Annotated in this window: 11 protein-coding genes; 5 read left to right on the top strand and 6 right to left on the bottom strand. The window is 68.1% G+C overall.

Going from position 1 to position 12469, the window contains the following annotated elements:
• Position 1 precedes the first annotated feature (1 nt).
• The 5 genes from VFQ64_RS12735 to VFQ64_RS12715 form a co-directional block, all read right to left on the bottom strand.
• The gene (locus VFQ64_RS12735) at positions 2–1027 is read right to left on the bottom strand and encodes a fumarylacetoacetate hydrolase family protein (protein WP_325103711.1); all 1026 of its coding nucleotides are present in this window, start codon (positions 1025–1027) and stop codon (positions 2–4) included.
• An 11-nt stretch (positions 1028–1038) separates the two neighbouring features.
• The gene (locus tag VFQ64_RS12730) at positions 1039–1971 is read right to left on the bottom strand and encodes a VOC family protein (RefSeq protein WP_325103710.1); all 933 of its coding nucleotides are present in this window, start codon (positions 1969–1971) and stop codon (positions 1039–1041) included.
• A gap of 19 nt (positions 1972–1990) precedes the next feature.
• Complete coding sequence (locus VFQ64_RS12725; RefSeq protein ID WP_325103709.1) at positions 1991–3049, bottom strand: amidohydrolase family protein; 1059 nt, start codon at positions 3047–3049, stop codon at positions 1991–1993.
• The gene (locus tag VFQ64_RS12720) at positions 3046–4659 is read right to left on the bottom strand and encodes a bifunctional 3-(3-hydroxy-phenyl)propionate/3-hydroxycinnamic acid hydroxylase (RefSeq protein ID WP_325103708.1); all 1614 of its coding nucleotides are present in this window, start codon (positions 4657–4659) and stop codon (positions 3046–3048) included. Before VFQ64_RS12720 ends, VFQ64_RS12725 begins: the two co-directional genes overlap by 4 nt.
• Before the next feature lie 61 nt (positions 4660–4720).
• Positions 4721–5362 (bottom strand): TetR/AcrR family transcriptional regulator, encoded by a 642-nt coding sequence (locus VFQ64_RS12715; RefSeq protein WP_325103707.1) that lies wholly within the window; start codon positions 5360–5362, stop codon positions 4721–4723.
• A gap of 109 nt (positions 5363–5471) precedes the next feature.
• Here VFQ64_RS12715 and VFQ64_RS12710 point away from each other — a divergent pair, with 109 nt between their 5' ends.
• Together VFQ64_RS12710 and VFQ64_RS12705 are read left to right on the top strand one after the other, a co-directional pair.
• Positions 5472–5918, top strand: coding sequence for a GlcG/HbpS family heme-binding protein (locus VFQ64_RS12710; protein ID WP_325103706.1), 447 nt, complete (start codon positions 5472–5474; stop codon positions 5916–5918).
• A 12-nt stretch (positions 5919–5930) separates the two neighbouring features.
• Entirely contained in the window at positions 5931–7433 is a 1503-nt protein-coding gene (locus VFQ64_RS12705; RefSeq protein WP_325103705.1) for a carotenoid oxygenase family protein, read from the top strand.
• Positions 7434–7444: 11 nt separating this feature from the next.
• On the opposite strand, the gene VFQ64_RS12700 is transcribed toward VFQ64_RS12705, so the two are convergent.
• Positions 7445–8023, bottom strand: a complete 579-nt coding sequence (locus VFQ64_RS12700; RefSeq protein ID WP_325103704.1) for a cytochrome b — start codon at positions 8021–8023, stop codon at positions 7445–7447.
• An 88-nt stretch (positions 8024–8111) separates the two neighbouring features.
• Between VFQ64_RS12700 and VFQ64_RS12695 the strand changes: the two genes are divergently transcribed.
• The 3 genes from VFQ64_RS12695 to VFQ64_RS12685 are packed head-to-tail and all read left to right on the top strand — an operon-like array spanning position 8112 to position 12423.
• Positions 8112–9011, top strand: coding sequence for a VOC family protein (locus tag VFQ64_RS12695; RefSeq protein WP_325103703.1), 900 nt, complete (start codon positions 8112–8114; stop codon positions 9009–9011).
• Positions 9008–9850 carry a fumarylacetoacetate hydrolase family protein gene (locus VFQ64_RS12690; protein WP_325103702.1) on the top strand — a complete coding sequence of 281 codons (843 nt, stop codon included), beginning with the start codon at positions 9008–9010 and terminating at the stop codon, positions 9848–9850. Before VFQ64_RS12695 ends, VFQ64_RS12690 begins: the two co-directional genes overlap by 4 nt.
• A gap of 44 nt (positions 9851–9894) precedes the next feature.
• On the top strand, positions 9895–12423 hold the full coding sequence (locus VFQ64_RS12685) for a TonB-dependent receptor (RefSeq protein ID WP_325103701.1): 2529 nt from the start codon (positions 9895–9897) through the stop codon (positions 12421–12423).
• Positions 12424–12469: the final 46 nt, after the last annotated feature.

Here is a 12469-nt window from a genome sequence, read left to right as displayed (position 1 = left end):
CTCAGGCGGTCTTGAACGCGCCAAAGGTGGGGACGCGCCCGCCCGTCTCCTCCGCCACGACGCGATTGCGCTGGCGGCCGAGGAAGGTGATGCTGCTGTCGATGACGTCGCCCGGCTCCAGGAACTGCCCGAACAGCGCGCCGTTGCCCGGCGGCGAGCCGGTGATCAGTTGATCGCCCGGCAGCAGCCGCACACGTTCCGACGCATAGGACAGCAGCTGTTCCACCGAGAAGATCATGTCGCTGATCGGCCAGTCCTGCTTGGTCTCGCCGTTGACCGCGAGATGGATGCGGACCTCGTCCAGCTTCACGAACTGCTTGGGGACGATGAACGGACCCGCCGGCTTGAAGCTCGGCTGGTGCTTGGAAATCCAGTCGAAGCCCCAGCGCACGTCGATGCGGCGGAACTCGTCCACCGTGCCGATGTCGTTGACCATGACATAGCCGGCGACCAGGTCGTTCGCGTCCTCCGGCCGGACATAGCGGTCGCCGCGCGCGACGATCGCGCCGAACTCCAGCTCCCAGTCGAGTTGCGCCCCGATCAAGGGCTTCACCAGATCGGCGTCGGCGCCGACCAGCGAAGAATGCAGGCCGGTCCAGAAGTACGGGATGCCGTTCAGCGCGCGATCCTTCACCTCCTCCAGGTTGCGCGCGAAGAACGCCTCGTCGCTCTCGCCCGGATGCCGATTGTGCTGGTTGAACTTGTTGTGGGTCATCATCTCGGCGACGTGCTGCCGATAGTTTGCGCCCGCGCAGAGAAGGTTGGGATGGGCGAGCGGCGGCAACGCCTCCAGCTCCGCGAACCGGTACGGCGCAGTCCCGCCGCGCGCCGCGACGTCCGCCATCGCGTCGAGGGCGCGGTCCCAGTCGTCCAGAATGGCATGAGTGTCGCGGTACCGGTCCGACAGGTCGAACACCGCGCCGTCCGGCATGACAAGCCCGGGAAACGACGCGCCGCCACGGCTGCGATAGGTGCCGAAGCCGAAGCTGCCCGTCGCCAGGCCGGTCTCGGGCGCGAATTCGGTCATCATGGTCTCCATCAGGCGAAATAGCGGTCGGGCGGGTCCGAGCTCCACATGTCCATCTGCACGTCCTTCAGATTGTGGATGCGGGTATCGCGCGACGCGTTGAGCAGGTCGGTGTCGGAGAAGGTCTCGAACCGCCAGCCGTCGGGATCGCGCCAGACGTCGAAGATGTGGCTGCCGTGCGGATGCCGGCCGACGCCCCACACCGCCTCGTGCTCGCGCGATTTGAGCCAGCGGTGCGCCATGAACTGCGCCTCGTAATCCTGCACCTCGAAGGAGATATGGTGGCAGTCGGGCTGCTCACGCTGCATCAGCGCCACCGTGTGATGATCGACCCACTCGTCGCCATGGTCGAGGCGGAAGAAGCCGACCACCTTGTGCTCCGGATCGTGGGGCACGTGATAGATGTCGCTGCCGACCAGCCCGAGCACGCGCCCGTACCATTCCGCGCTTTCGGCGAAGCTGCGGACGAACAGGCCGGTATGGCCGAGCCGATAGAGCATCGGCGGGCCGAAGCCGCGCTGGTGCTGCTGATCGCCGTGGCGGACGCGCAGCGCGGGCGAATTGTGACGGAGGTCTGGAACGCCCTCGGCCGGCTCCACCGTGGCGATGCCGTGGACCAGCGCGACCTCGAAGCCGTTGGGATCGGTCAGCACCACCTCCTCGCCGCCGCCCGGCGTGTCGAGGCGGCGGCGCGGCGTGGCGCCGTGTTGCGCCACCGCCTCGTCGAGGTCGTCCGCGCTCGCCGTCTCCAGCGCCAGCCCGACGAAGCGCGGCCGCTCCGCCAGTGTCGCGGCATAGCTGAACGCGTCGCCGCCGCCGGTCTTCATCAACAGCCGCGCCTCGTCGCGCAGCACCGTGGTCAGGCCGAAGTCCTTGGCGAAGGCCTCGGTCCGGTCGAAGTCGGTGACCTCGAAGCGGACGTGGTGGATTGCTGCGATCTTCATGACACCCTCTCTTCCGATCCTATGCTCTGCCGCCGGCGACGTGCAGCCCGAGCAAGGCTGCCGCGTTCAGCCCGAGGATCTTGGCGCGGTCGTTTTCGTCGAGCCCCTGGTGGAAACCCACCGGGTCGGGCTCCGCCATGTCGAAGGGATAATCGCTGCCCAGGCACAGCCGGTCGGCGCCGTGGGTGCGCACCAGGCTGTCGAGCTGATCGCGGTCGAACACCAAGGTGTCGAGCCACAGGCGGCGCAGATAGCTGGACGGCGGATGTTCACAGCCCGCGCGGCAATCCTCGCGCGCGCGCCAGCCATGATCCATCCGGCCCCAATAGCCGGGCAGATAGCCGCCGCCATGCGCGACGCAGATGCGCAAACCCGGGTGGCGATCGAGCACACCGCCGAAGATCAGGTGCCCGATCGCCAGCGTCGCCTCCAGCGGATTGCCGATCAGGTTGTTGAAGTAATGATCCCGCAGACGCCGGCCCTCGGTGAAGCCGAGCGGGTGGATGAAGACCAGGGTGCCGAGCTCTTCGGCCGCGGCCCAGAAGGGACGCAAGGTGGGGTCGTCGAGATCGCGGCCGTCGACATTGGCGTTGATCTCCACCCCGCGCAGATCGAGGTCGCGGACGCAGCGGCGCAGCTCGGCGACCGCCATCCCTGCGTTCTGCAGCGGCACGGTGCCCATTCCGACGAAGCGATCCGGCGCCTTGGCGACCTCGGCGGCAATGCCGTCGTTGATGACCCGCGCCGCGGATCGGGCCAGCTCCGCGTCGAGATGGTAATAGAATTGCCCTGGACTGGGCGACAGCGCCTGCACGTCGACGCCGAGCCGGTCCATGTCGGGCAGCCGCGCCTCCGCCGAGGCGAGGACGTCGGCGATGGCGGCGAACTGCCGCGCGTTGACGGCGTCGCTGGCGGGGCTGGAGAAGTCCGCGACCGCGGGCGGTGGCCCGGCATTCTCGCGGCCGACCACCGCGACCGCGGCGGCGACATGGAGATGCGCATGGATGTCGACCACCAGCTCGCGGCCGCGCGCGGCGACCTGGATCGGCCGGCTCGGGCTACATGGCTGAACGGTCATGCCAGCACTTCCCCGGCCAGGATCGGCGCACGCGCCGGTGGCGGCGGAGCATCGTTCGTCCCCGCGATGGCATCGACCCAGTCCTCCACCAACGCTGCCTCGCCACCCGCGTGGGCGGTCCCGAACACATAGCGGTCGGGCCGCAGCAGCACCGCATCGACCCCGCCGGCGTCGAACCAGGCGCCGAGCCCACCGTCTTGGTCGATCAGCCCACCGTCCCCGATCGTCACTATCCGGCCTTCGAGCGCGTCGAACCGCCACCGCGACGATTCCGGCAGCCGCATGACGCCGCGGGTGAGCAGGATCGCACCGGCACCGACCGCGTCGTCGAGCAGCATCGTCGTGCCGCCGGCGGTGCGCACGCGCGGCTGGACGAACCGCTCACCCGCGCGCGCATCGCCGATCCGGACACCGGCGGCCAGCGGCGTCACGAGCTCGGCGGCGGTGCGGCCGGCGCGATCGGCGCCTGCCGCGCGCAAGCCCCGGTCGCGCGCCGCCGCCGCGACGGGATCGCGCTCGCAGATATAGCGGCCGGCGGCGATCGCGGCCGCGATCACCGCGCGGACCTGCGGCTCGCGTTCGGCTTGGTAGCCGTCGAGCAGGGCGGTGCGGGCGCGGCCGTCGACCACCAGCGCCAGCTTCCAGGCGAGATTGGCGACGTCGCGGACGCCGTGGCACATGCCCTGGCCGAAGAAGGGCGGCGTCTGGTGCGCGGCGTCACCCGCCAGGAAGACGCGCCCCGCCTGCCAGCGATCGGCGACCAGCGCGTGGAAGCGATAGGTCGCAGCCCGGACGATGCGGTGCTCGAGGCCCGCCACCCATGGCGCGATCAGCGCGGCGGCGACGGCGGGATCGCGCATCTGCTCCTCGGTTTCGCCGGGTAGCAGCATGAATTCCCAACGACGATGATTGCCACGCCCCGGCACCACCGTCGCGGGACGGCGCGGATCGCAGACCATCACCGACAGCTGCTGCAGATCGGCGCCTAGCGGCAAGCCGGGGATCGGCGGGAAGCGCAGGGGCCCCGCGACTTCGGCGTCGACCACCAGCCAGGGCTCGTCGAAACCCAAGTCGTCGAGCGCGATGCCCAGCGCCTTGCGCGTGGCGCTCGATGCGCCGTCACAGGCGATCGCATAGGCCGCGGACACCTCCCGGTGACCGCCATCGCCTTCGACGGACAGGCGGACGCCGCCGTCATCCTGTTCGAGCGCCGTGACGGTGCCGGCGATCGTTTCGACCCGGGGGAAGCGCGTCAGGCCGTCGCGCAGCAGCGTTTCCAACTCCGGCTGGTAGAAGAAATAGTCGCTGGCCCAGCCATGCGGTCGCGGCGTGGCATCGCCGCCGGCATGGCCGAGGTAGCGGATGACATCGCCGTCCGCGCCGAGATGTACATGCCCCTGCGCCGCGCGCATGACGGCACCCATCGGCTCGGCCAGCCCGGCACCCTGCAGGACACGCATGATTTCATGGTCGAGATGCACGGCGCGCGGGAGCGGGTAAGGTGTCGCCCGCGCCTCGATCACTGCGGTCCTAAGGCCGAGCGCGCCGAGCAGATTGGCCGCCACGCCACCGACCGGCCCGCATCCGATAATCGCGACGTCGAACGACAATGCCCACCCCGTGCATAAGCGATCCTGATCGCCTACACCGGCGATGGGCGTTCCGCAATGCTCACCCCGGCGAGCGGAACCCCTCGATCACCGTGTCCAGCAGCGTGCGCAGGTCGAGCAGTCCGCGCGCGAGCGATGGGTGATCGGCCGCCAGCCAGCGGCGCACCTCCCAGGCATATAGCGCGAACACCGCCCGGCCTGCGACGTCGACCGGAATCGCGCGCAGCTCGCCGGTCTCGATGCCATGCGCGAACTGTTCCTGCACGGCGGCGATGAACAGGTCACGATGGCCGAGGAACTTCTGCGCTTCTGCGCCTTCGCTGAAGAAGTTGAGTTCGCGCAGCACCGCCCGCGACATGTCGCGCTCCCGACCGTAGAGTGCGTAATAGCCGCTGAACAAGGCCATCAGCCGATCGACGACGTTGGTCTCCATGTTCACCGCCCTCAGGCCGGCATCGAGCACGCTTTCCAACTTGGGATTGAAGGTCAGGAACAGCAGATCGCGCTTGTTCGCCGCGTAATCGAAGAGTGTCCCGAAGCCGACACCGGCGCCCGTCGCGATGTCGCGCATGGTGGTGCCGTCGAAACCCTTCTCCACGAACAGCCGATGCGCGGCATCGGTGATGCGCCGCAGCTTGTCCGCCTTGTTCTGCGCGCGGCGGCCGGGCTTCGCCGGCCGCGGCGACGGGATTCGCTCGCTCATCGCCCGTCTATAAGAGGCATGGATCGCGAGGGTCAAAGCCTCGCCGAGGTTGACCATCACCCAGTGTGTAGCTATTTCCGATCGTGACCGGATATTACATGGGCGGGTGATGCTGACGTTTGAAGCTGCGATCGGGGCCGTGCAGGCGGCGGTGGCGCATGGCCATGCCGCCGGGATGATGCCTCTATGTGCCGTCGTGCTCGACGCCGGCGGTCACGAGCTTGCGCTGGGCCGTGCGGACGGCGCAGGCTTTTACCGCGTCCCGATCGCGCGGACCAAGGCGGTGGCGTGTCTGGGAATGGGACTGGATGGGCGCGCCCTCGCCGAGCGCGCGGGCAAGGCGCCAGCCTTTTACGCGGCGCTCGCCAGCGTGACGCCCGGCGGCGTCGTACCGGTCGCCGGCGGCGTGCTGATCCGTGATGCGGGCGGGGTGGTGGTCGGCGCGATCGGCATCAGCGGCGATACCTCGGACAATGACGAAGCGGCGGCGCTGGCGGGACTTGCCGCGGCAGGACTGAATGCCGGACGCGCGACCGTATCCTCGGCAACTCGATAGGAAGAATCGGCCATGGCACTCGACATCGCGGCGGAAGCTACGGCTCGCCCGCACTTCGACTATGACGGCCAGTGGCCTGACACGCCCGTGTTCAAGGGCTATGCCGCGCCGGTCCGGATCGAAGGCGACGTCTATGACCTGGAAGTGGTGGGCACGATCCCGCCCGAGCTCGACGGCGCCTATATCCGCAACAGCGCGGACCACGCGTTCCCGCCACGCTTCGCCGGCGACCTGTTCCTCAACGGTGACGGCATGCTGCACAAGGTGCGTATCAAGGATGGCCGCGCCGACCTGTCGACCCGTTATGTCCAGACCGAGAAGCTGCGGCTGGAGCGCGCCGCGCGCAAGGCGCTGTTCGGCGCCTATCGCAACGCCTTCACCGACGACCCCAGCGTCGCGGGCAAGGACCGCTCGACCGCCAATACCTCGGTGATCTTCCACGCCGGCAAGCTGCTGGCGACCAAGGAAGCCGCGAAACCGATGCTGATCGATCCCGCCACCCTGGCGACGCTCGGCACCTACGACTACGACGGCAAGCTCCAGTCCGAAAGCTTCACCGCCCACGCCAAGATCGATCCCGCGACCGGCGAGATGGTCAGCTACGGCTATTTCACCAAGGGCGTCGCCGACAGGATCATCGAGCTCTACTATATCGACGCCAGCGGCGCGCTGACGCGGACGGAGTCGTTCGAGGCGCCCTATCCGTCGATGGTCCACGACTTCCTGCTGTCGCCCAACTACGCGATCTTCACGATCTGCCCGATGACCTGCGACTGGGACCGTGTGCAGGCGGGCGAGGCCTTTTTCCACTGGGACGACCGGCTGCCCACCATGGTTGGCGTGGTGCCGCGAGCACCGGGGGGGACGGGCAATGTGCGCTGGTTCAAGGCGCCCAAGCCGGTGATGGAGACCCACACCTTCAACGCCTGGGAAGACGGCGCCAAGCTCAACCTGGAGCACTTCATCACCCAGACCGGCTGGCTGTCGCAGTTCCCCGACATCAACGACCCGACCGCCAAGGAGCAGCCGCCCTTCGCGCAGCGCTGGACGATCGACCTGGAGGCCAATGAGGACGACGCGATCGTTCAGACCAGGATGTTCGACCACATCGGCGAGATGCCGATGATCGACCTTCGCTTCATGACGCAGCGGACGCGGCACTTCTGGTTCGGCACGTCCAACACCGCGCTGGGCCCGATGCTGCCGTTCGGCGCCAAGGGGCCGCCCTTCACCTGCATCGGCCATTTCGATGCGGAGACCGGCGCGCTCGACTTCTTCTATGCCGGACCGGACTCCTCGCCGGAGGAGCCGATCTTCGTGCCGCGCTCGCCCGACGCCGCCGAGGGCGACGGCTGGCTGATGACGGTGGTCGGCCGCCGGGCGGAGAACCGCACCGACTTCGTCATCCTGGATGCCCGGAACCTGTCGGCCGGCCCGATCGCGACGATCAAGTTTCCGTGCCGCGTCCATGAAGGCTTCCACGGCATCTGGATCCCCGGCGCGGCGCTCGGCTGAGCGTGGTTGCCTCAGCCGCGGCTCGGGCCTTGTCGAGCTTCGGTCGGCGATTGGCCGAGCATGCGCCGGAGTGTGCCGTCGCGGTCGATCAGCAGATGCTTGGCGACGCCGGCGAGATGCAGGCCGACCAGCCCCGCTATCGTCCAGCCGGTCCAGGCGTGGAGTGTGCCGATGGCGTCGTGCTGCGCCTTGAACAGGCCGGGAACCGGATTGGGGACGGTCGCGACGCCGAACCAACCGAACGGGAACCCGCCGCTCCAGATGTCCAGCGGCCCCGTGACCAGTTGACAGCCGATCAGCACCAAGAGCGCGGCATGGACGACCTGGGCCAGCCGGTTGAGGGCAGGTTGATCGGACAGCTTACGCGGCTGGCGCGCCGCGAAGTGCCAGGCGATACGGATCGCCAGCAGCAGCGCGATCGTGATCCCGATCGACGCGTGCAGCTTGACCAGCGGCAGATAGGCTTCGCGCCCCGGCGCCAGCGCCATCAGCGTGGCCGTGGTCAGCATCAGCAACACCGCCCCTGCGCCGCTCCAGTGCAGCGCGACCGAAATGGCGCCATACCGCTCGTCGCTGTTGCGCCACTGCATGTCGGGCCTTCTCCTCCGCTTCGAACGGAAACGTTTAAAGCCATCGCAAGCGCTTGCAAGCGATCATGATCGGTTATATGCCATGTCAATGATCGACGACCCTGCGACGATTAGCCTGCGCAGCATCGAGCTGGACGTTCCCGACCCGGTCGCGAGCGCCGGTTTCCTGGTGTCTCCGTGGGGCGCCACGGCCGCCGGTGCATCGGGCGACGCCCGCTTTGTGGGGGGAAGCGGGCCTTATCCCTATCTCGTCGGGCTGTACCCGGCGACCGCGCGCGCGGTCCGCAGCATCAGTTTCGTCGCGGGCGCCGACCGGATCGAGGCCATCGCTGGCCGCGCGGCCGATGCCGGTCTGACGGTCGAGCGCACGCCGGTGCGCGACCCTGGGGGCGGCGATGGGACGACGGTGGTGCTGCCGGAGGGCGAACGGTTCCGCTTCATCTCCGGGGCGGAAGGCGTCAGCCCAGGCGGCGGCGATGACGCGCCGGTCAAGCTTACCCACGTCGTCGTGAACGCTGCCGACGCGGAACGCTCGGCGGCGGTGTGCGAGGAGGTGCTGGGGTTCACCGTTTCCGATCGGACCCGCGGCATGGTGTTCGTGCGCTGCAACCGATCGCACCATTCGATCGCCTTTGCCCGCGCCGGCTACTCGTCGCTCAACCACATCGCCTTCGAGATGCGCGATGTCGATGCGGTGATGCGCGGGATCGGGCGGATGCGCGACGCCGATGCGGCGCCCAGCTGGGGGCCGGGGCGTCATGGTCCGGGCGCCAACGTCTTCGCCTATTTCGTGGCGCCGTTCGGGGCGGTGGTCGAATACTCGACCGCGGTGGAGCAGGTGGACGAGCATTACCGCACCGGTGCGCCCGAGGACTGGACCTGGCCACCGAACCGCATCGACCAGTGGGGCCTGTCGGACAAGGACGTGGCGGCGCTCACCGCCGCCGAGCGCCGGTTCCGCTTCGCGCCCGCGATGGCTGACGCGTGAGGCTCGCTTCGTTCCACCATGCGGGTCGGGAGCGTTACGGCGTGGTGCTCGACGACGATCGGGTCGCGCCTTGTGTCGGCGAGTGGCCGGATCTCGCCGCCGCGATCGCCGCCGGGGGGCTGGACCGGCTGCAGCTGGAGGAGTCCCTGCCGCTCGCGGAGGTGACGCTGCGCCCGGTGGTGCCGAACCCGGGCAAGGTGTTTTGCGTCGGGCATAATTACGAGGAGCATCGCCTCGAGACGGGCCGCGAGCGGGTCGGCCATCCTTCCATCTTCACCCGCTTCGCCGATACGCTGGTGGCGCATGGCGCGCCAATCGTCCGGCCGCGTGCGTCGGAGCAGCTCGACTACGAGGGCGAGGTCGCGATCGTGATTGGGCGCGGCGGACGCGCGATCGCCGAAGCCGACGCGATGAGCCACGTGGCGGGCTTCACGATCGCCAACGACGCATCGGTGCGCGACTGGCAGAAGCACACCGCGCAGTTTACCCCAGGCAAGAATTTCCCCGGCACGGGCGCGCTCGGCCCCTGGCTGGTCACCCCCGATGAGGTCGGCTCGCTCGACGCGATGGAACTGACGACGCTGGTCAACGGTCGGATCATGCAGCAGGCGACGCTCGCGCAGCTGATCTTCCCGCTCGCAACGGTGATCGCCTATATCTCCGCCTTCACGCCGCTCTCGCCGGGCGACGTGATCATGACCGGAACGCCTGGCGGGGTCGGGGCGCGCCGCGACCCGCCGCTTTGGCTCGCCGCCGGCGACCGGATCGAGATCAGCGTGTCGAGGCTCGGCACGCTCACCAACACCGTCGTTGACGAAGGTGACCCGGTTGGGGCCTGATGCGACTATAGCCTAGAAAACAAGAACGTTGAGGAGGGGATCAGATGACAAACAGGCACCGCGCGTGGCAGCGACTCTTGGTGGGCACGGCGGCGCTCGCGCTTCCGACGGGCGCGTGGGCGCAGTCCGCGACCGCCGTGACGCCCGAAACCGCAAGGCAGGACGCGACACCGGCCTCCGCGCAGGAGCCGGCCTCGGCCCAGGAAGTCGCCGGCACCGGCCTCGCCGACATCATCGTCACCGCGCAGCGTCAGTCCGAGGACGTGCAGCGCGCCGGTCTGGCGATCGAGGTCGTGTCGGCCGAGGAACTGACCCGGTCCGGCGTAATCACGGTGGCGACGCTCAACACCGCCGTGCCGGCGCTTGCGGTCACCCAGGCGGGCGGCGCCAGCAACAGCTTTTATGTCCGCGGCGTCGGCAACTTCACGGTCAACGCGGCCGCCGATCCGGCGATCGCGTTCAACTATGACAATGTCTATGTCGGCCGCGCGACCTCGACGACGCTGGCTTTCTACGACCTCGAGCGGATCGAGGTGCTGAAGGGTCCCCAGGGCATTCTCTATGGCCGCAACGCGACCGCCGGCGCGATCAACGTCGTGCCCGTCAAGCCGCGCTATGGCGAGGTGTCGGGGTTCGTCGGCGCCGGTTACGGGCGCTTCAACACCTTCGACGGGGAAGCCGCGATCAACCTGCCGATCGGCGCGGCGGCCGCGATCCGGCTGTCGGGCAAGGTGATCGACGGCGACGGCTATAGCGACGACGGCACCAACGATCAGAAGGGTTACGGTCTGCGCGCGCAGCTCATGGCCGACCTGTCCGACAACCTCACCGTGCGCATCGCCGGCGATTATTCACATCAGGGCGGCGTCGGTCCGGGCGCCTCGATCAACGGCGTGATCAACTACACGCCCGGCTCACCCGCGACGGCAACGTCGATCGCCAATTACACCTTTGTCCCCGCGGGCTTCGATCCGTTCAGCGGGTTTCACACGCCCCAGCAACGGGCCTATCAGGCGAAGCTGACCATCCCGGGCGCGTTCATCAATCCGGCGCCGTATCTCTACCCGTTCCTGAACAACGATTACTGGGGCGTACACGCCGAAGTGACATTGCAGACGGGCATCGGCGACTTCGTGTTCATCCCCGCCTATCGCGATTCGAAGCTCGACATCCGCTTCAACGGCCCCGGCTTCTATCAGGGCCGCCAGGACGAACACGACCGGCAGTTCAGCTCCGAGCTGCGCCTTCAGGGCAAGTCGCTCGGCCCCGTCGACTGGCTGATCGGCGGCTTCTATTATGACGAGGATATCAGCGCGAAGTACAATTTCGCGCAGTATCAGGTCACGCCCTACCAGCAGTACACCACCGGCACGACCTCGCTCGCGGGGTTCGGACGGTTGGTGTTCAACGTTAGCGAAGACTTCCGCCTGATCGGCGGTGCCCGCTACACGAGCGATCGGAAGTATTTCAACACGCTGGCGCAGACGGTGGTGCAGATCTGCACCCGTCCGCCGCCCCCGGCGGGACCGGGCTGTTTCGGCGGTCCGAGCCTGCCGGCCGCCCAAACCCTGGTGGAACTGCGCAGCTTGATCACCGTGCCGGCCGCGCCGGGTCCGCAGAACTCGGTCCCGTTCGGCAATTTCGGCAACCGCATCTTCTATACCGAGCTGGCGCTGAACCGGACGGTGACGACCAACCGGCTGACCTATCGCCTCGCCGCCGAGTACGACCTCGGCCCCCGGTCATTGCTTTATGCGAGCTATGAGACCGGCTATCGCGGCGGTGGGTTCAACAACACCATCGGCCGGGAGTCGTTCGAGCCCGAGTTCATCAAGGCCGCGACGGTCGGGGTGAAGAACCGCTTCCTCGACAACCGCGTCCAGCTGAACGTTGAGGCCTTCTACTGGCGTTACACCAACCAGCAGGTCTCGCATTTTGGGCTCGACGCGAACAACAACAGCTCGCTGTTCACAGAGAATATCGGCGCGTCCGACATCAAGGGCGTCGAGGTCGAGGGCCAGGCGCTGGTGACGCCCAACACGCTGCTGCGCGGATCGGTCCAATATCTCGACAATGTGCTCGACAGCTTCACCTTCGACGTGCCGCGGGTGCCGGGGCCGCCCGCGCCGGGCGTCACGCCGACGCTGCCGCAGGTCACCGGCTGTCCCTCGACGGAGACGACCAACGCCGCCGGTCGACCGATCTACCGGGTGTCGTGCGACGGCCGGCCGGGCTACAACGCCCCGCGCTGGTCGGTGAATGCGGGCGTGCAGCAAACCATTCCGCTCGGCTTGAACCAGCTCGTGCTGACCGGCGACATGTTCTACCGCTCCAACCGCGTCATCGGCTTCGATCAGCTGCCGCAGCAGAATTCCGGCGAGACCACCACCTTTGATCTCACCGCGACCTTCGGAACGGTCGATCCGGGCTGGTCGATCAGCGGCTATATCCGCAACCTGACCGACGAGGCGGTGCCGGTTCTCGCGCAGTATAACGGAAGCGTCGGCGGGATCGTGTCGACCAACTATGCGCCGCCTCGGACCTATGGCGTGCGCGCCTCCTATCGGTTCTAGGCAGCCCTCACCGCGCCGGCCGCCGCGGCTTGCACAGGTTGTGCGG

Origin of the sequence: Sphingomonas sp., from assembly GCF_035714405.1 — a bacterium.
Classification (GTDB): Bacteria; Pseudomonadota; Alphaproteobacteria; order Sphingomonadales; family Sphingomonadaceae; genus Sphingomonas.
Note: the sequence above shows the minus strand (reverse complement) of the source record. Positions and strands in the feature narration are given on the sequence as shown.